Below are 17,788 nucleotides of genomic sequence, written 5' to 3' on the forward strand. Positions count from 1 at the left end.
CTTCGTTTCAGCAGGCCTCATACCAGCCGCTGAGAGATTGCAACGCGCTGAGCTTTCGGTAAACTTTTCAGCACCAAATCATAGGAATGATCAATCATATCGTGGAGGTCCGCCTCCGTTAAGGAACCATCCACGGCAACCGTATTCCAATGTTTCTTGTTGAGATGATACCCGGGCTGCACGGCGTCATGCTGCTGGCGCAAATTCTCCGCGATCACCGGATCGCATTTCAGGGAAATATGGCTGACCTTCTCTCCTGCCGTTGTGGCAATCAGGGCAAACATTTTGCCGCCAACCTTCATGACGATCGGAAGCGGTCCGAACGGATAGTCCTCGACCGCAGCTTTCTTCGAAAGACAGTAAGCAATGAGTGGGCTTCGCACCTGGAAATTCTCTCCTTCTAGATCAGATCTATTTGATTATAGTAGATGACGTTCCCCTGTTCAATTCCGTTCCTGTTTTGTTCATGCTCCGTTCATATAACTCTTGTATATTGGGACTGATTCAGATTCAAGGGGGCGATTTATCCATGTTGAAATACAGCAAGTGGCTGATGCGGATTGCCGCAATCTATATGCTCATCGGCGCTTTGATCGGAGCGGACATGGCAGGAAAAAGCAACTACAGCATGGTTGCAGGCCACGCCCATATTCTGGTGGTAGGCTGGCTGACCTTATTTGCCTATGGCATGTTCTACTACGTGTTTCGAGAAAAACTCAGTATGAGAAAGACGGCCGCGCTGCACTTCTGGACGAGTATTCTCGGGGGCGGGATCATGCCTCTCGGCATGCTGATGTATTATCAGACGCAGAATACGGCAACCCTGCTGGCCTTTATCATTCCGGCGTCGATTCTGCTTGTCGCAGCAGTTTTATTTATCACCTTATTGTTTTTCGATAAAAAATTGTTTTCGAGCACATAGCTTGGCTCAAGGCCATCGTGGAGGCTTGCTCTACTTTTTCCGCATATGCTGAACAAAAAAAGAGAGGTGAGCCTCTTAACTATGAGCTATAAAAGCAGTACCATCAAAAGCAAGTGGAAGAAAACGAAATGGTTAAACGAAGATGCTTACTTCAGGCAGTACGTGCCGCATACGCTGCCGTTCAGCAAAAAAAACCTGAACTCCATGCTGGCGAGCTACTCCACAGTGTTCTTTAAACCCACGGATGGTTCAGGCGGCAGGAACATTATCCGGATTCGCAAAACAGACGGGGGCTACACAAGCCAGCTGAACACGACGAAAACGTCGTATTCAAGCTCATCTCAATTATACCGCGATCTGAATCGCTTTGCGGGGAGCAGACCTTATCTGCTGCAAAAAGGAATTCGCTTGGCCAAAAGCAATGGCAAGCCGTTCGATATCCGGGTGATGGTCCAGAAGACTAGGCAGGGCACCTGGGTCAGTACCGCCCTATTCACGAAGGTGGGCAAACCGAACAAAGTCGCCACCAATTATAATCAGGGCGGCTCCATCGGCACGTTCAAAAAGACGATGAGCGGCGCCAATTTCGGCCCGGCCTTCACCCAGCAGCTCGAGTCTGAACTCAAGGGACTCGGCGTTGCCGTGGGCAAAAACTTTGATCGCCACTATCGCGGCTTCAAGGAACTGGGACTGGATGTCGCCGTGGATTCAAGCGGAAGACCCTGGATTCTCGAGGTTAACACCAGACCACAAATTTATCCGCTCAAAACGTTAAAAGATCACAGCCTGTACTATAAGGTTCTGTCTTACGGGAAGCATTATGGACGTACGAAATAAACAAAGATACTTCAGTCGCTTAAACAAAACGGCCGGGCATAATGCCCGGCCGTTTTGCTGCAACCTCATTTATAACTTTATGTTCAGTTACCTCGAAGAGCGCTAATTATTACGGCTTGCTGGCTACCACTTCAATCTCAACAAGACCATCCTTCGGCAATCGGGCAACCTCTACGGCGCTCCGTGCCGGATACGGTTCGGCAAAGAAAGAAGCATACACCTCGTTGACTGCTTGAAAATCGTTCATGTCCTTCAGGAAGACGGTCGTCTTGACGATATGCTCCATGCCGAAGCCGGCAGCTTCCAGGATCGCTTTCACGTTAAGCAGGGAGCGTTTCGCCTGTTCTTCTACCGTCGGCGCGAATTGCCCAGACGCATCCATACCAAGCTGGCCGGATGTAAACAGAAGATTTCCGTATTGCACGGCTTGGGAATAAGGGCCGATTGCTCCTGGAGCCTGCTGGGTTACGATGGTTTTTCTCTCTAGTTGTGTCATGGTGTTCTCTCCTCTTTAGCGCATAGATTCACGCATATATATTAATGATTTGTTGCCTAGTTCCAAAGAAATATCCATCCTGATTCATCCTGCATGAATTGGAGCGATACAGTTCCTGATCCATCCTGCATGAATGGACCGATGCAGCTCCTGCATCATCCGCATGAGGCGAGTTCCGGTTCCCGTTATGCGGCTTTTTCGTATTCCTTTAGCATTTCCTCCTGCTGCTCGGGGGTAAGCTTCGCAATACCGAACCCGGTAAAACCCCAGATCGTCGCAAAAATAATGCCAGTCCAGCACAGCACCGCCCAAGGTAAATAGGATAGTGTCGCTACGCCCAGTGTACCGGCCATATAGGCACCCGCTGCCGTCCATGGCAGAATCGGTTCGGTAATGGCGGCGGAATCCTCCACCGTACGCCCCAGGTTCTTCGGATGGAGACCGCGCCGGATGTAAGCCTCACGGAGCATCTCGCCCGGCATCAGAATGGAGACCTGCCCGTTACTGGTCACACCGATCATGGTCAAGCCTGTTGCAATTGTGGCCAGGATCAACGATCCCGTGGAACGCACATGCTTTAAGAGCTTATCGACAATCAGCTCCAGCGATTTGGTCAGCGATATCGTGCCGGCAAATGTGATCGCGCTGAAACAGATAAGCAACGTCCCCATCATGGAACTCATGCCGCCCCGGTTAATGAGACGCGGAATGTCCGCAATGACAGCGTTCGGATCAAATCCGCTGACATGAACCATCGCGATATCGAATCCGCTTACAACCGAAGTCACTACGTCTTGCAGCGTAAAGCCATGAAATATCATGCCGTTCGCCATGGCCACGAACGATGACAGCAGCATGACGGGAATCGTAGGTTTCTTGGTGATCGAGCCGTACAGGACAATCAGCACGGGCAGGATCAAAAGCACGTTCCAATCGTATATCGTTGCCATCGTATTCATGATCTCCGTCACCTTCTCGGGAACCCCGGTGCTGGACACATGCGTGTTCAATCCTGTGACCACGTATACGATCCCCGCCACGAAAAAGGACGGCAGCGTTGTATACAGCAAATGGCCGATATGCTCATACAGATTAACGCCAGTGGACAAAGCCGCGATGTTGGTTGTATCCGAAAGGGGCGAAAGCTTGTCCCCGAAGTAAGCACCCGCTACAACCGCACCCGCCACAGCCGCAAGATTGGCGTCCATTCCGGCGCCAACCCCCATGAAGGCAACCCCGATTGTCCCTGCTGATCCCCAGGAGGTGCCCGTACATACGGAGACCACGGACGTCACGAGAAAAGCGGTAATCAGCAAAAACTGCGGATCGATGATTTTTAGGCCGTAGTAGATCATCATGGGGATCGTACCGCCGACCATCCACGCGCCGATCATAAATCCGACCACAATCAGAATGAGGATGGCGGGCATGGTTTTCGCAATTTTTTGCGAGATGGATTCCAATATATCGTTGTAGCTGTAACCCAGCTTGATCGCAATCAGGCCTGCGACAATGGCTGATACAATAATCAGAGGTTCGGGCGGCAGCTCAAATAATACGTAACCAAGGCACAGCAAAATCACCATCGTAAAAATCGGAAGCAGCGCCAGAAACATGGTCGGCTGCTTTATCGTTCGTTCCTCTTTTGGCTTAACCATTATGCATTCCCCCTGGATGTAAATAAGAAAACCTCTATCGACGTACCTTCTCAGAAGACAGACCGCATATAGCGGAAGTTTTTCTTGCGAGATAAGGTTGGTAAGCCTTTGAAGTTTATTCCTTCTGATCTCTTAAACTTTGGTTGTTAACGATGCAGCGGATAAGCCGCGGCAAGCCGCTCCAGGCCTTCCTGCAAGACAGGTCGCGGCGCAGCCACGTTGACCCTGATATAGCCTTCACCGCCAGGACCGAAGGATGAACCGAAGCTGACGCTGACGCGCGCTTTTTCCTGGATCCACTCCACCAAACCCTTTTCATGGCTGCTCACGGCCGTACAGTCGATCCACAGCAAATATGTCCCCTCAGGTTCGATCACGGCCAGCTCAGGCATATGATCCGTTATGAAAGTTCGGGCATAAGCAATGTTGTCTTTGATATAAGCGCGAAGTTCCGTTAACCATTCATCACACGATGTGTATGCGACTTCCAGTGCAGGCACGGAGAAGAATGTGGGATTATGAATCCCCGCCTGCAGCAGACCGTGCTTAAACTGCTCCCGAAGCGCAGCATTGGGAATGATAATGTTAGCGATTTCGAGACTAGCCAGGTTAAAGGTTTTGCCCGGTGACGTGCAGATAATGGAACGATTCGCAACCTCTTCGGACAGCTTGGCGATGACGGTATGCTCGTGTCCCTCATGAATGAAATCAGCATGAATATCATCGGACACGATCAGTGCGTCATACCGGATGCAAAGCTTCGCCATGCGTTCAAGCTCATCCCTCGTCCATACGCGGCCCACCGGATTGTGAGGGGATATGAGCAGGACCATCTTGACCCCTTCCTGCATCCGCCGTTCCATATCGTCAAAATCGATCTCATACCTTCCGTCTACAAGCCTTAGCGGGCTTTCAACCAATATCCGGTCATTTAACGTAACCGCTTTCGCAACGGGCTGATAAACAGGCGTGTGGACAAGAATTCCGTCTCCGGCTTCCGTGAAATTCTGAATAATGACCGAAACGGCTTGCACAATGCGCGGACAAAATACGATCCAATCGGGCTCGACCTGCCAGTCATAGGCCTTATCGAGCCATGTACGGACAGCTTCGAAGTAAGGCGGAAACGGATCGGTATATCCGTAAATGCCGTGACGCGCTGCCTCTGCCACCTTATCCACCACCATGGGCGGAGCCGGCAGATCCATATCCGCCACGGAGAGAGCGATCATGTCGCCCCCCATGCTCTGCGCCATCCCGTCCCATTTTGCGCTGTTCGTGCCAAACCGGCTGACGACCTTGTCAAAGTTATATGTCATGATGTCACCTTCCATTGTTTCAAGATGCACTACTTGAATATTAAGGTACAAGCCGCTTATTTCAGCTTCTGCAAATAGCGATACACCGTAGGCTCCGATATGGATAAAGCCGCGGCAACCTTCGAAACTCCGCCTTTCAGAAGAAACACGCCCTGCTCGTTCAATTCCTTCACAATCTCGATCTTCTCGTTCGAAGATAAACGGTCCGCCGGAACGCTGATTTTGCCTAGGACGGTCTGGATGATGTGCTGAAGCAAATCGTCCACGTTCCCCTGCAGGTATTCGGTGGACGGCTTGTCCTCCTTGGGTGCATCCAGGGCTGCCGGCGGCGTAAGCGATCCTCCCTGCAAAATGCTGTTGATCCAGTCGGCTGCAACCTCCATATGCGTGATGTCGATGTTAAGGCACATAAGGCCGACCAGCTCGCCGCTCCCGTTCTTAATAAAATACGTAGACGATCGGAAGGTCTGCCCCCGCGCGCTGGAAGCTTTGTAGTTCGCGATGAACTGCTCTTCGCGGTAGGCCTCCGCCTTCAAAATCTTCAATACGAGGTCTGTCGAGGCATCGCCGACTCTGCGTCCGCTAATATGGCCGTTCTCGATAAAGATGATGGAGCGTTCCGGATCGCTTATATCGTGAACGACCACCTCGCATTGAGGTCCGATGATCGCCGCGATAAAAGAAGCAATCGGAAAATAGCTTTCAAGCAGCTGCTGGTTTCCATTCATGAAGAGCCTCTCCCTTCTCTGATAAACCGTCATGTTTTATGAGTGTCATCACTTATAATATAATAATTAATTATCATGATAATATTATATTATAATAATAAACCGTTTACAATACTCTTGTCAAAAAAAGTCGATCGCTGCTCAAAACACCCTGCAATCGTCAAATATGGTTCGCCATACTACAGGATTTTGGCTGAATGCCATAAAAAAGGCTCTTGCGGGCGATCAAACATGACCACCCGCGAAGAGCCTTTCTTACAATCATATGAGAAAGTGCAGTATCCACATCCTAGCTGCATGCGTTTCCTATGTAAATCCGTTAGGCTTCCCTGCCTGCTTGCAGCTGCAGATCCCGCCATACCTTCTTGTTGCTGTATTGTTTATCCGTGCTGATATCTTGTCCGAACCATGCCGGCGGGACAAAGCCATCTGCAGCTTCCATGGAAGGAAACTCTACTTCCAGCACCAGCAAGCTTATCTGCGCATAATCGTCGATTTCGATGATCGTGCTGCCCCATCGGGCGGTTACCCGTCTCTTGGTCAGCGGAATTGCGCCATGTGCCTTCACCACTTGGTCATAGAGTCCTTCGGAAATCGCGTACTCCACTTCCTCCCTGGCAATCCCCCACCCTTTTTTGAACGTATGGGTGAATTCAAGCTGACCCGTTTTCAGATCCGTTATTTTGCGGACCCGAAGCTCTTGATCCCCATCCAGCGCCAAATACGTCTGCTCGATGAACTGCTCTTTTTCGACCACGATGGTTCCTTCCGATATCAAGTCTTCCGGGTAAGCCTCCAAAAGGTATTTGCGTTCGATTTCAATCGCCATAGTCGTCATATCCTCCAATCGATGATCCCATCTGTGCTGATTCCATTATAAGGATCGATCCCCGCAGCGACAAACAAAAACGATAGAAGGGATCGCTAGGCACCCTTCTATCGTTTCGTGTTCATCGTATTACTTTATCAATTTTCTGTAAGCCTTGATCGTCTGCGTGTGCATTCCTTCATGATACAAGCTGAACACAAGAAATTCTCCCACGGTTTGGAACGTCAAGGGACCGATCGTCAACGGATGAGCCGACACTTGGTCCAGGCGATTCGAGAAGGTTTCGCGGATACGGGTCGTTTGCTCCTGCAAAAGCTCCACCAGTTCGGACAGCGCAGGCGGCTTCGACGTCCAATCGGCAGGTTTGGTTCCGGTTGCGAACCAAGCCTCGAATCCTTCCGGAAGACGGGGCTGCTCGCCCGCCGTTGCAAAAGCGAACTGCTCATGCACGGTGTAGATATGTCCCAAGTTCCAGCGAATGCTATTCGCAAATCCTTCCGGGATGATATCAGCCTCTTGCTCCGTTACATTTTCGATCGACTTTAGTGTCGCTCCTCTGGCAAAATCCAATTGGTTAAAAATCGCTTCATTCATATGATAATCCCCCTTCCAAATCGTACGTAACTATCCTATCGTAATATTTGGCCAATCGCAAGGAGCCCTAAGGCTATTTGCGCAACTTTAGATTTTAGTCACAAACTTCTTCATCGATTAGGCTAAAGAAACAGTAAAGCCTGGAGCTTTGAATGAAAGATTCACTCAGGGTCCAGGCTTTATGCATGAAATAAAACTATGCTACTCTCGCAATAATGTGGTTACTCTCGAGAACCACTCGAGCTTCCTCAGTGGCAGGGCGATACCCCTTTTCCAACAGTTCTTTAATGTAAATCTTGTTATACACGAATGAGAATATGATTCCGCTAATCCAAGCTCCTATTCCCAACGTAAATGGACCGACGACGGCAGAGATAATAAACATGATTACTGCCCACTTCAGATCGCCTCGAAACAAAGCCGGGAAGAAGGCAAAGAACAGCGTCGTCCAGCTAAAGCCTACCTTTACTTGTTTAGTTACCCCAGCATCATTTTTCAGATAAATCTTCATGATTCACACTCCAACGATTAGTGAAAAAAGAAGTCGTACTCCAACATCCGAAGTAGTTCTTATGCAGCATATCCCATGGCTAATCCGAATCTTTTCTCCTAAGACTATATTACCATTTGATGGGATGGAAGTTAATCACTTTTTTTAGATATTGTCGAAAAAAGATGTAGAATCTTACATCTATATCTTTCTTTCGCGCTCGATCCATTTGAACCGATTCCGGGAACATGTTTATACTATAGGAAATCTATACATAAAGGAGTGGATCAAGATGAACTACCGCCGTCTTGGCAACAGCGGACTGAAGGTTTCGGAGCTCGGTCTTGGAACGAATGCTTTTGGCAAAAGAGCCGATCAAGAAACATCCACCCGCATCATAGACCATGCACTGGATCGTGGCATTAACTTCATCGATACCGCCAATATTTACGCGGGTTCGGAATCCGAACGCATCATTGGACAAGCGCTTGCCGGCAAACGCCATAACGTTGTATTAGCTACGAAAGCCGGTCTTGTGAACGGCCAAGGGCCGAACGAACGAGGCTCCTCCCGCTATCATCTGCAGCAAGAACTGGAGAACAGCTTGAAGCGGCTGAAAACCGACTATGTGGACCTGTATCAGATCCATACGTTTGATCCCAATACTCCCCTTGAGGAAACCTTGCGTACGCTGGACGACATGGTAACATCGGGCAAGGTCCGATATATCGGCGCTTCCAACTATGCCGCCTGGGAAATTATGAAGGCGCTTGGGATCAGCGAGCTGCGCGGATACACCCGGTATGTATCCACCCAAACGAGTTATTCCCTCGCCGACCGGACGCCGGAACTAGAGCTAGTCCCCCTCTGCCTTGATCAGGGCGTTGGCATCATCCCGTATTTCCCGCTGGCCGGCGGCATTCTCACCGGCAAATACGGTCAGGGCGCAAGCACGCCTGCCGGCTCCCGTGCGGAAACGGACCCCAACTTCAATCGCTTCCTGGAAGATCGCAATCTGAAACTCGGGCAGCAGGTCAGTCAGCTGGCTGCAGAGCATGGTCATTCCCCTAGCGCCCTGTCCCTAGCCTGGCTGATGAATCGCCCTGCCGTCTCGACCGTTATTGTCGGTGCTACGAAAACCGAGCAGCTGGACGATAACCTGAAGAGCCTGGAGATTGAGGTCGATGAGGCACTGGGCTCCAGCCTGGATGAAATCAGCGACGACTTTGTGCATGCCAAGCCGTTCGCGACTTATCGGCTGGGGTAAACACAACGTAATAAAGCCTTCTCAACGAATCGTTGAGAAGGCTTTATGTGTTTTAGTATGACTCCCTACTTCAAAATCTCTTCAATCCGAGCCTGAACCTCTTCGCTAAGCTCGATACCGGATGCCTTCGCATTCTCGGTTACCTGCTCCGGACGGCTTGCGCCGACAAGCGCACTGGCTACGTTCGGCTGGCGGAGAATCCAGGCAAGCGCCAAATTGCCCACGGACACGTCGAGCTCTGCCGCAATCTTCTCCAGCTCGCGAACCTTCGCGATTTTCTCCTCGGTAATGCCTTTGCGCATCCATTCCAGCTTCGCGGCACGGCTGTCCTCTGGAATATCGGAAGCGGAGGTATACTTACCTGTCAGCAGACCTTGTGCCAACGGTGAGAATACCACCTGCCCAATCCCGGAACGCTCGCTCAGCGGAATGATTTCCTTCTCGATGTAACGCTCAAACATATTGTAGATCGGCTGGTTAACGACAATGCGGTCGAGCAGGTAGCGATCCGCTACCGTCAACGCTTCCGCGATTTGCGATGCCTGCCATTCACTGACGCCGACATAGAGCACCTTCCCCTGGCGGACGAGGTCATCGATCGCCCGAAGCGTTTCGTCTAGCGGCGTTTCCGGATCATGACGGTGGCAGTAGAAAATATCCACGTAATCATGGTTAAGCCGCTTCAAGCTGGCATGCGCCTGCTCCATAATATGCTTGCGGGACAAGCCGCGGTCGTTCGGGCCATCGCCCATGGGCCAAAATGCCTTGGTCGCCAGCACGTAAGACTCGCGCGGATACGCTTTCAAGGTTTCGCCAACCAACACTTCGGCTGCGCCCTTCTCGTAGACATTCGCCGTATCAAAAAAGTTAATGCCAAGATCATAGGCCGTTTTAATCGCGTTGACCGCATTCTCGCGTTCAACATAACCACCATATGTAAGCCAGCTTCCCAAGCTGATCTCACTGACCTTAAGACCTGTACGTCCTAATCTTCTGTATTTCATGGCAAATCCTCCTTCAATAGAATAACTTGGATGCTACATTTGCTATTTTATAGTAGTTCCTATTCTCAGGGAAGAAGTGAAATGTTCTTCACTATATTATAAGAAGGATAGCTGATATACTTGAGTATAGTTAATAGAATACCGGAAGGAGCCTACCGTTATGGGTAATAAATCGAGCAGTTACATACCGAAAACTCCCGATCATATCGAATGTAATATCGAAAAAACGCTGCTGGTCTTAGGCGGGAAATGGGCATTTCTCGTCATCCGCGAGCTCTTTGGGGGCACGAAACGATTCGGCGAGCTGCAGCGGCAAATCCCGAATGTCAGTCCGCGGGCACTGACCACGACGCTCCGCCATCTGGAGGAACAGGGCGTGCTTGAACGCGAAGTATTCCCTACCGTTCCGGTTACGGTGGAATACACGCTGACGCCGAAAGGCATGGACCTGCATGTCATCTGCAAGGAAATGAAGCTGTGGGCGGCGCGATGGACTTAAATTCAAGATAGCCTGACAGCGTCCGGCACACGCCGGGATCAGCGGTTACGGTTGGCTCAAAAATAAAGCAGCGGCGGATTCCGTTCAACGGGAACCGCCGCTGCTTTTTAAAAGCTTGCTATTTTTGGATTGTAGATTGATTTAATCGTTATTGTTTTGATTGCCTCTGGATTCTCCGCCCTTGCGACCGATTTCCTCATAGAATTCCTTATCATGGGACTCTGATGTGGCTTCTCCGCCTTTACGGCCGATTTCTTGATAAAACTCCTTGTCGTGATTCTTGGCCGTTGCTTCGCCGCCTTTGCGTCCCGCTTCTTCTCTGCTCATTTTGCTACCGTTGTTGTTAGCCATTGTTCATCACTCCTAAGTTGTTTTTTGTTGCTGCTATGTCATGTATTTAACCCATCCCTAAAATATTAAACACTACTTCTGGGTTCCTTCATTCACCACATATGGACCTGTGCCAAGCGTGGAATGCTGGTGTTTGGCGGCAGGATTTAATACGGGGGCGTCGCCATATGCTGTCGGATTTGCCACGTATTCGAAATGGCCGGTACCGTCTGGCAGCGGTCCGTTCGCCCAGCGTCCCGCACTGCTCTCCTCGCCTACGGAGAAATTCATGAACTGGCGGGTAGCTTCTTCTACGGCACGTTCGCGCGGAAACGAAGCAGGAGCAATCGGGCCTTCAATGGCCTCAATCTCTTCGATCGCGGCCAGCCACTGATTTTGATGCATGATATCGCGGGCTATCATGAAGGACAACATGTCTCGGACACCCGGATCCGTCGTCTGCTCGTACAAGCGTACGACCTGGAGCAAGCCTTGGGACTCCGCGTTCAGATTCGCACGGAAGTCAGCCAACAGATTTCCGCTCGCTATGATGTATTTGCTGTTCCAGGGATAACCGTTGCTGTCCGTCGGCGTCGCGCCCAATCCCGATACGATGGCATGCTGAGGATTCATGCCTCCGAGTGCGGCGGCAATCAACGGATCCTTCGCCGCTTCATCGACTTGATCCGCAGGAGCACCGTCAAGAAGCTGGGCTATCATCGTACTCAGCATCTCGACATGGCCAATCTCCTCGGTTCCGATATCCAGCAGCATATCCCGATATTTCCGGTCTGCCCGGCAGTTAAATCCTTGGAAAAGATACTGCATCATAACGGACATTTCACCATACTGGCCACCCAGCACCTCTTGAAGCTTTCTTGCATATACCGGATCCGGCTTCTCAGGTTTTGCCCGGAATTGAAGCTCTTTCATATGAATAAACATCAAAGTCGTCCTCCTTCGTATATGTGATGGTAAGTCCGAGTATTTCTTACCCGGTTCGATCGATATGAAACTGTAATTCACCATGATGATCTCGATTCTATGTACCCTTAAAAAGAATAAAAGCCGCGACCCGCGCGGCTTAATCACCCTATTTACGTCAGATGCGCATACGCCTCCGCAGCCGCATGCAGATAATAGGCCAGCCCCGTCTGCTGCTCCTCCAGCATCCGGAGATGAAAGTCATCACTCAGGAAAAACCTGGATTGATCCGCAAAATCTGCAGCCGTAAAGGAATGGCCCTGCTCATTCATAAACCGCAGATGATCCCGAATCGAATCCCGTACTCGCACATCATCGTGCTTGATCCCCGTTTTCAACGCATTCGCCATGCCTGCCATAAAAGCAGCCGCTTCCCTTGCCTGCTCGTTCATGCTTGAAACATCGACAGGTTCACCCTCAAGCAAATCCACATCATACCGCTCTTTCAGATGTTGATTCTGCTCTGTCAATGCATCCTTCCATTCTTCTTCACTTTCAAAGCCTTTGAACAAATCTTGGGGCTCCATGCGCTTTCCCTCCTCCGTACTGGTTAAGGATGTTCTTAAGGTTTTTAGAATTGCCTTCAATCGATCTGCGCGATCCATCAGCAGCTTCTCCTGTTGTAACAGCATCTTCCGCCGCTCAGGGGTTTCCTCCATCAGTACCTTGATTTGTTCCAACGGAAAGTCCATTTCCCTGTAAAACAGAATGTGCTGCAATCGCTCCAGCTCATCCGAACCGTACAAGCGATATCCCGCCTCGCTGATCTCGGCAGGCAAGAGCAAACCGAGTTTATGATAATGATGCAGCGCTTTAATAGTAACCCCGGACAGCTCTGAAACCTCTTTTACCGTGTATAACATACTGTTGTTCCCTCCTTCGATTTCCAGTTTAAGGTCTCCCCTTGGAGGAGAGTCAACGAAGTCATTTCTTTTGAGGTTTATGGAGTCTTTAATCTCGCTTCTCACGAGAAAATATGATTTTTGTTCGTTATTTTGCTAGAATGGTCAATTATGCAGTTAGTAAAACAGAAAGGATGTTATAGGAACTATGAAAAGGAAATGGTTAAAATACACCATGCTCTTATTATCCGTTGGAATCTTGGGGATTATCTCGTACTATACCTACGCTATCATACAATTCTCAAACCAAATTTCGACCGCTTCGAATTCGGCGGAGCAGGCGGAAACCTCGGGCGCCGTGTCGGAGGAAATCATCGAAATACCCAAGTGGGAAGGTAAAGAACGCATGAATATTCTCCTGATTGGAGGAGACTCCCGGGGAGACGATGCCGGCAGATCCGACACCATGCTGGTGGCCTCCATCGATCCTGTCACGAAAAGAGCCCATTTATTCTCGATTTTGCGGGACACCTATGTGGACATCCCCGGCCATGGGAAAGGACGACTGAATTCGGCATTTGCTTACGGCGGAATCGAGCTGACCAGACAAACCATCAGCGATCTGTTGGACCTGCCCATACATAAATATGTTTACACCGATTTTGTCGGATTCATCGCCCTGGTCGATGCCATTGGAGGAGTCGATATCGAGGTTGAGAAAGACATGTATTACACAAGCAAAGCGGACAAGCATATGTACGACATCGATTTAAAACAAGGGCTGCAGCATCTCGACGGCAAAATGGCGCTCCAATACGTCCGGTTCCGGCACGATGCGAGATCCGATTTTGCCCGTACGGAACGACAGCGGATTCTCATGACGGAAGTTGCCAAGAAAATGCAGACCACGGGCTCATTAATCAAGCTGCCCAGCATCCTGGATTCCATCGCGCCATACATTGAAACCGACTTAAGCCCCAAAGAAATGCTGAAGCTGATGGCTCTGGGTTTTGATGTGAATTTGGATAAAATCGACCAACAACAGCTCCCCCCATTCTCCCTGCTGACAAACGAGAAAGTCGGCCGGGCACAAGTGCTTGGCGTAGATAAAAATAAACTGCGGCAGTATGTGAAGCAGTTATTCGAAAATGACGCTGCTCAATAAAATAGCAATCACCCAAAGAGGGCGAAAGCCCTCTTTTTTTCGTTGATATATCCTATACGGTTCGTGGACGCTCATGCAATAAATCCGATGGCGCGCTGCCGGTGACCCGTTTATAAATTCTATAGAAGTAGGAGAGGTCCTGATATCCGAGAAATACGGCAATCTCCTGTACCGTCAGCTGCGATTCCGTTAACAAATATACTGCCCTTTTCATCCGCTGGGCGTGCACGTACTGGCTGATGGTCTGCCCCGTCACGCTTTTAAAGAGGACCGCTGCGTAATTTGGGGTTTTGCCGATGGCATCGCCCAGCTCCTCTTTCGTTATTTTCTCACGGTAATGCCGCTCAATATAGGACTTCATCCGTTCCACATGCAAGTGCTTCTCCGGCGTGATGACGCCCTTGTCCAGTTCACGACTGATATAAATCAACACTTCTGTCAATAATGCTTCTATCATCAAAACATAATAAGATGGGCGTTCCTGCCACTGCTGATGGATCACCTTCAACCGTTCGCGGATCAACTCATAACCACCCGGTTTAAACTTCAAGGCTTCTTTCCGATCCAGCACGGATAATTCCGTCGATGCACCTTCCGTCCATTGAACGACGATCTGCGTGTGCGTCACGGTAGGGATGCTTTTGCCATAATACGGAACACCGGCTGGAATAAGCAGCAATTCCCCTTTCTCCATAATCTGCTTATCGCCATTCACCCAATATACGCATTTTCCATATGTCATAAGGCTTAAGCGCCATGCTCTATTCTCATTGTCAGCTTCTTCATACCAGTCGACACCACTCATTTGCCTTACTTCAACCGGAGTGATCATAACCCACCTCAATTGCAATACTATAATCCATTCATTGTACTATAGTTCATATCACGATTCGACAAGACAGGCTACAATGTGATCATTAGGGAGTTTGAATAAAGCTCGAATGCTGTAAAAAAATGAAGAGTGCAACTACAAAGGAGGAACAAACAGCCATGCTAAAAACAAAAATTATTTGTACGATGGGACCCGCGTGCGATTCCATCGAGCTGTTAAAGAATATGATTCAGGAGGGTATGACGGTCGCCCGATTGAATATGGCACATGGCGAGCCGGAGGATCACGTGACCCGCATTCGGAATGTTCGCCAAGCCGCATCCGAATTAAACACGTATGTACCCATCATGATGGACATTAAAGGACCCGAAGTACGGATCGGCAAGCTGAAAGAGGCTTCCTGCACGCTAAAGCCAGGTGAGGAGCTGATCCTGACTACCGAAGAAATTCTGGGCGATGCACAACGCATCTCAGTCAATTATGCCGAGTTAAATCTAGTGGTTAAGCCGGGCGACCGTATCTTGATCGATGACGGCCTCGTGGACCTGAACGTTATTCGCGTCGACGGACCGGACATTCTTTGCAAAATCATCAGCGGCGGCGTCCTCAAACCGCGCAAAGGCGTCAACCTGCCTGGGATCAAAACGACGCTGCCCGGGGTTACCGAACGCGACGTCATGCATATCGGGTTCGGACTGGAGAACAACATTGAGATCATTGCCGCTTCTTTCGTGCGCCATGGCGATAATATCCGGGAAATTCGCAGCATCCTGAAGGAACGCGGCGCGGAGCATGTACAGATCATCTCCAAGATCGAAAACGGAGAGGGCATGGAGAACCTCGACGACATCATTAAAGCATCCGACGGAATCATGGTTGCCCGCGGCGACCTTGGCGTCGAAGTGCCGATCGAAGAAGTGCCGATGATGCAAAAAGAAATGATCGATAAATGCAACCTGGCCGGCAAACCGGTCATCGTGGCCACGCACATGCTGGAATCGATGCAGGTCAATCCCCGTCCAACCCGCTCCGAGGTGAGCGACGTGGCTAATGCGGTGATCCAGGGCGCTGACGTTGTCATGCTCTCGGGCGAATCCGCTGCAGGCAAATATCCGGTGGAATCCGTGCGTACGATGGCGGCAGTCGCTCGCCGGGCCGAAACGATGATCGATTATAAAGACCAATTCGCTTTCAAATCCAGACAGCAAGTAGCCGATATTACCGAGGTTATTAGTCAGGGTGCGGTCAGCTCCTCCCTCGTGCTGAATGCCAAAGCAATCATTACGGCAACGGAGAGCGGATTTACGGCGCGGATGATTTCGAAGTATCGGCCAAAAGCACCGATTATCGCGGTCACGCAGCATGAAGAAGTGCTGGCCAAGATCTGCTTGCTCTCCGGTGTCATTCCAGTAAAAGGCGACAAAGTCACAACGACGGACGAAATGTTCGAATCCGCGACCCGCAATGCCATCAAGACAGGTTACATCGAAAAAGGCGACATTATCGTATTATCTGCCGGCGTGCCGATCGGTCAATCCGGTAACACGAATCTGATTAAGGTTCTGCAAGTGTAACAGGCAATCTGAAACAAGACCCCTCTCGTAAATATATTCGGCGCCAATCCATCTCTCTGGGCATATAACTAACTCAGAGGACTACGCGCGAAGGATACACTTCGCTGCCGTAATGGATGAACCGAGCATGTGATCGGGAGGTCTTGAAATGGTTGTACCGCATTATTCCATGGGGGGCCAGTGGCAGAAGCCTGCCGCCCCTCATTGCAAGCAAGTCCATGGCTATACAAGTCCGTACCAGATGCTCTTCCACTGGAACCGCCTGGACTGGAACTTCCCAAATCCTGCAATGAAGCAGCGATTCGAGGAGCATCAGCATTGGAAGCACTGCATGCCCGCAGGCATCAAAGTAGACCGGCAGGGACGCTTCTACGTATCGGTCCCGCGCTGGGCGGAAGGCATTCCCGCTACGCTGAATACCATTGTGATGGTGAACGGCAAGCCTGTGCTGGAGGCTTTTCCAAGCTGGGAGTGGAATACGCCGGGAGATGTGCGGATGCTGCAATCCGTCCTTGGTTACGAGATCGATGAACATCATCGGATGTGGATTCTGGATCAAGGAAAAATCGCATATGATACTTCCCCCGAGGGCTCGCAAAAGCTGGTCATCTGGGATCTGAGCGCTAACCGCCTGCTCGATTCCATTATCATTCCGGATGATATCGCCCCGCCCCGTACGTCGTTTCTAAACGACATCGTGGTGGATAACCGAAACGGTTATGCCTATATTACCGATTCGGGCTCCGGCTGGCCGGACCATCCGCTTTATGGGGGAATCATCGTCTACAATATGAGAACAAAGGAATTTCGTCGCGTCCTGGACAGTCATTACAGTACGCAGGACGTGCCCCGTTTCCGGTTTGAGATCGATACCGAGCCGGTATACCGCAGCAAGCCGATTCGGGTCGGCGCCGATGGCATAGCACTATCCGCGGATCGCGGAACGCTATTCTACTGCCAGGTAACGGGACGCAATCTGTACGCTATCGATACAGGGCTGCTGCGGAATTTCAATATTCCCGATGCGATCATCCGGGATTCCGTTCAGACCTTGGGCAGCAAAGGAACGACAACCGACGGCATGCATGCCGACAATAAAGGCCATGTGTTCTACACCATGCTCGAAGGCAAAGGGATCGGTTACTATTCACCGTACACCCGCTCGTTCAACAAGCTGCTGTCCGATGACAGAATGCTGTGGGTAGACGGTGTCGCTTTTGACCAATGCGGCTCGATCATCTTCAACAATAACCGCCTGCACCGCATGTTCGAGGAGCCGCAGAACATCGACTGGGACGATCCTTACAATCTCATTGTATGGAGAGCCTACCTCGGGCCGGATGTGAAATCGTATTTGTATGGTTGACGTTTAAGAAAAAAGGGTTAGGCAGATCGGGCACTCATGCCCTCTGCCTAAC

The 17,788-nt window shown here is 50.3% G+C and carries 19 protein-coding genes and 1 pseudogene; 7 read left to right on the plus strand and 13 right to left on the minus strand.

Features of this window, described 5'->3' with window-relative positions; all coding sequences use genetic code 11:
• Positions 1 to 17: 17 nt before the first annotated feature.
• Positions 18 to 383, minus strand: a complete 366-nt coding sequence (locus tag ACETK5_RS26035) for an MmcQ/YjbR family DNA-binding protein (protein WP_326116200.1) — start codon at positions 381 to 383, stop codon at positions 18 to 20.
• A 146-nt stretch (positions 384 to 529) separates the two neighbouring features.
• Between ACETK5_RS26035 and ACETK5_RS26040 the strand changes: the two genes are divergently transcribed.
• On the plus strand, positions 530 to 922 hold the full coding sequence (locus ACETK5_RS26040; protein ID WP_100540530.1) for a hypothetical protein: 393 nt from the start codon (positions 530 to 532) through the stop codon (positions 920 to 922).
• Positions 923 to 1,003: 81 nt separating this feature from the next.
• Positions 1,004 to 1,759, plus strand: coding sequence for a YheC/YheD family protein (locus tag ACETK5_RS26045; RefSeq protein ID WP_394058725.1), 756 nt, complete (start codon positions 1,004 to 1,006; stop codon positions 1,757 to 1,759).
• Between the two features lie 109 nt (positions 1,760 to 1,868).
• Here the strand turns inward: ACETK5_RS26045 and ACETK5_RS26050 are convergent, their stop codons facing one another.
• The 7 genes from ACETK5_RS26050 to ACETK5_RS26080 all read right to left on the minus strand — a co-directional run bounded on the left by ACETK5_RS26050 (position 1,869) and on the right by ACETK5_RS26080 (position 7,894).
• Positions 1,869 to 2,255: a RidA family protein gene (locus tag ACETK5_RS26050; RefSeq protein WP_394058727.1), complete on the minus strand. Its 387-nt coding sequence runs from the start codon at positions 2,253 to 2,255 to the stop codon at positions 1,869 to 1,871.
• Positions 2,256 to 2,440: 185 nt separating this feature from the next.
• Complete coding sequence (gene nhaC, locus ACETK5_RS26055) at positions 2,441 to 3,913, minus strand: Na+/H+ antiporter NhaC (protein ID WP_100540527.1); 1,473 nt, start codon at positions 3,911 to 3,913, stop codon at positions 2,441 to 2,443.
• 146 nt (positions 3,914 to 4,059) lie between these two features.
• Positions 4,060 to 5,232, minus strand: a complete 1,173-nt coding sequence (locus ACETK5_RS26060; RefSeq protein ID WP_394058729.1) for a MalY/PatB family protein — start codon at positions 5,230 to 5,232, stop codon at positions 4,060 to 4,062.
• Between the two features lie 56 nt (positions 5,233 to 5,288).
• Positions 5,289 to 5,960, minus strand: a complete 672-nt coding sequence (locus ACETK5_RS26065) for a helix-turn-helix transcriptional regulator (protein WP_394058731.1) — start codon at positions 5,958 to 5,960, stop codon at positions 5,289 to 5,291.
• Positions 5,961 to 6,279: 319 nt separating this feature from the next.
• A complete protein-coding gene (locus tag ACETK5_RS26070) occupies positions 6,280 to 6,789 on the minus strand; it encodes a CYTH domain-containing protein (RefSeq protein WP_326116206.1) in 510 nt (169 codons plus the stop codon).
• Between the two features lie 129 nt (positions 6,790 to 6,918).
• Positions 6,919 to 7,383 carry a DinB family protein gene (locus tag ACETK5_RS26075; RefSeq protein ID WP_394058734.1) on the minus strand — a complete coding sequence of 155 codons (465 nt, stop codon included), beginning with the start codon at positions 7,381 to 7,383 and terminating at the stop codon, positions 6,919 to 6,921.
• A 196-nt stretch (positions 7,384 to 7,579) separates the two neighbouring features.
• The gene (locus ACETK5_RS26080; RefSeq protein WP_100540522.1) at positions 7,580 to 7,894 is read right to left on the minus strand and encodes a hypothetical protein; all 315 of its coding nucleotides are present in this window, start codon (positions 7,892 to 7,894) and stop codon (positions 7,580 to 7,582) included.
• 271 nt (positions 7,895 to 8,165) lie between these two features.
• Here ACETK5_RS26080 and ACETK5_RS26085 point away from each other — a divergent pair, with 271 nt between their 5' ends.
• Entirely contained in the window at positions 8,166 to 9,140 is a 975-nt protein-coding gene (locus ACETK5_RS26085; RefSeq protein WP_127589783.1) for an aldo/keto reductase, read from the plus strand.
• Between the two features lie 65 nt (positions 9,141 to 9,205).
• Here ACETK5_RS26085 and ACETK5_RS26090 read toward each other — a convergent pair whose 3' ends face one another.
• On the minus strand, positions 9,206 to 10,144 hold the full coding sequence (locus ACETK5_RS26090) for an aldo/keto reductase family protein (RefSeq protein ID WP_127589784.1): 939 nt from the start codon (positions 10,142 to 10,144) through the stop codon (positions 9,206 to 9,208).
• A gap of 160 nt (positions 10,145 to 10,304) precedes the next feature.
• Between ACETK5_RS26090 and ACETK5_RS26095 the strand changes: the two genes are divergently transcribed.
• A complete protein-coding gene (locus ACETK5_RS26095) occupies positions 10,305 to 10,643 on the plus strand; it encodes a winged helix-turn-helix transcriptional regulator (RefSeq protein WP_100540519.1) in 339 nt (112 codons plus the stop codon).
• Positions 10,644 to 10,787: 144 nt separating this feature from the next.
• On the opposite strand, the pseudogene ACETK5_RS26100 reads toward ACETK5_RS26095, so the two are convergent.
• The 3 genes and pseudogenes from ACETK5_RS26100 to ACETK5_RS26110 all read right to left on the minus strand — a co-directional run.
• A pseudogene (locus ACETK5_RS26100) lies at positions 10,788 to 10,994 on the minus strand (KGG domain-containing protein); the annotation flags it as partial.
• Positions 10,995 to 11,066: 72 nt separating this feature from the next.
• Positions 11,067 to 11,918, minus strand: a complete 852-nt coding sequence (locus ACETK5_RS26105; RefSeq protein ID WP_100540517.1) for a manganese catalase — start codon at positions 11,916 to 11,918, stop codon at positions 11,067 to 11,069.
• Between the two features lie 152 nt (positions 11,919 to 12,070).
• The gene (locus ACETK5_RS26110; protein WP_326117287.1) at positions 12,071 to 12,820 is read right to left on the minus strand and encodes a MerR family transcriptional regulator; all 750 of its coding nucleotides are present in this window, start codon (positions 12,818 to 12,820) and stop codon (positions 12,071 to 12,073) included.
• A 187-nt stretch (positions 12,821 to 13,007) separates the two neighbouring features.
• Here ACETK5_RS26110 and ACETK5_RS26115 point away from each other — a divergent pair, with 187 nt between their 5' ends.
• Positions 13,008 to 13,964, plus strand: a complete 957-nt coding sequence (locus ACETK5_RS26115; RefSeq protein WP_100540515.1) for an LCP family protein — start codon at positions 13,008 to 13,010, stop codon at positions 13,962 to 13,964.
• A gap of 52 nt (positions 13,965 to 14,016) precedes the next feature.
• Here the strand turns inward: ACETK5_RS26115 and ACETK5_RS26120 are convergent, their stop codons facing one another.
• Positions 14,017 to 14,796 carry an AraC family transcriptional regulator gene (locus ACETK5_RS26120; RefSeq protein WP_326116210.1) on the minus strand — a complete coding sequence of 260 codons (780 nt, stop codon included), beginning with the start codon at positions 14,794 to 14,796 and terminating at the stop codon, positions 14,017 to 14,019.
• 158 nt (positions 14,797 to 14,954) lie between these two features.
• Here ACETK5_RS26120 and pyk point away from each other — a divergent pair, with 158 nt between their 5' ends.
• Both pyk and ACETK5_RS26130 read left to right on the plus strand, forming a co-directional pair.
• The gene (gene pyk, locus ACETK5_RS26125) at positions 14,955 to 16,370 is read left to right on the plus strand and encodes a pyruvate kinase (RefSeq protein WP_100540513.1); all 1,416 of its coding nucleotides are present in this window, start codon (positions 14,955 to 14,957) and stop codon (positions 16,368 to 16,370) included.
• Positions 16,371 to 16,518: 148 nt separating this feature from the next.
• Positions 16,519 to 17,736, plus strand: coding sequence for an L-dopachrome tautomerase-related protein (locus tag ACETK5_RS26130; protein ID WP_100540512.1), 1,218 nt, complete (start codon positions 16,519 to 16,521; stop codon positions 17,734 to 17,736).
• The last annotated feature ends 52 nt before the right edge of the window (positions 17,737 to 17,788 follow it).

Source organism: Paenibacillus ilasis (genome assembly GCF_043195395.1).
GTDB classification, from domain to species: domain Bacteria; phylum Bacillota; class Bacilli; order Paenibacillales; family Paenibacillaceae; genus Paenibacillus_AQ; species Paenibacillus_AQ lautus.

Bases quoted from the DNA above. Each gene is read 5' to 3' on its own strand.
- ACETK5_RS26040 (WP_100540530.1), top strand. From the start codon at position 530: ATGTTGAAATACAGCAAGTGGCTGATGCGGATTGCCGCAATCTATATG.
- ACETK5_RS26045 (WP_394058725.1), top strand. From the start codon at position 1,004: ATGAGCTATAAAAGCAGTACCATCAAAAGCAAGTGGAAGAAAACGAAA.
- ACETK5_RS26050 (WP_394058727.1), bottom strand. From the start codon at position 2,255: ATGACACAACTAGAGAGAAAAACCATCGTAACCCAGCAGGCTCCAGGA.
- nhaC (WP_100540527.1), bottom strand. From the start codon at position 3,913: ATGGTTAAGCCAAAAGAGGAACGAACGATAAAGCAGCCGACCATGTTT.
- ACETK5_RS26060 (WP_394058729.1), bottom strand. From the start codon at position 5,232: ATGACATATAACTTTGACAAGGTCGTCAGCCGGTTTGGCACGAACAGC.
- ACETK5_RS26065 (WP_394058731.1), bottom strand. From the start codon at position 5,960: ATGAATGGAAACCAGCAGCTGCTTGAAAGCTATTTTCCGATTGCTTCT.
- ACETK5_RS26070 (WP_326116206.1), bottom strand. From the start codon at position 6,789: ATGGCGATTGAAATCGAACGCAAATACCTTTTGGAGGCTTACCCGGAA.
- ACETK5_RS26075 (WP_394058734.1), bottom strand. From the start codon at position 7,383: ATGAATGAAGCGATTTTTAACCAATTGGATTTTGCCAGAGGAGCGACA.
- ACETK5_RS26080 (WP_100540522.1), bottom strand. From the start codon at position 7,894: ATGAAGATTTATCTGAAAAATGATGCTGGGGTAACTAAACAAGTAAAG.
- ACETK5_RS26085 (WP_127589783.1), top strand. From the start codon at position 8,166: ATGAACTACCGCCGTCTTGGCAACAGCGGACTGAAGGTTTCGGAGCTC.
- ACETK5_RS26090 (WP_127589784.1), bottom strand. From the start codon at position 10,144: ATGAAATACAGAAGATTAGGACGTACAGGTCTTAAGGTCAGTGAGATC.
- ACETK5_RS26095 (WP_100540519.1), top strand. From the start codon at position 10,305: ATGGGTAATAAATCGAGCAGTTACATACCGAAAACTCCCGATCATATC.
- ACETK5_RS26105 (WP_100540517.1), bottom strand. From the start codon at position 11,918: ATGTTTATTCATATGAAAGAGCTTCAATTCCGGGCAAAACCTGAGAAG.
- ACETK5_RS26110 (WP_326117287.1), bottom strand. From the start codon at position 12,820: ATGTTATACACGGTAAAAGAGGTTTCAGAGCTGTCCGGGGTTACTATT.
- ACETK5_RS26115 (WP_100540515.1), top strand. From the start codon at position 13,008: ATGAAAAGGAAATGGTTAAAATACACCATGCTCTTATTATCCGTTGGA.
- ACETK5_RS26120 (WP_326116210.1), bottom strand. From the start codon at position 14,796: ATGATCACTCCGGTTGAAGTAAGGCAAATGAGTGGTGTCGACTGGTAT.
- pyk (WP_100540513.1), top strand. From the start codon at position 14,955: ATGCTAAAAACAAAAATTATTTGTACGATGGGACCCGCGTGCGATTCC.
- ACETK5_RS26130 (WP_100540512.1), top strand. From the start codon at position 16,519: ATGGTTGTACCGCATTATTCCATGGGGGGCCAGTGGCAGAAGCCTGCC.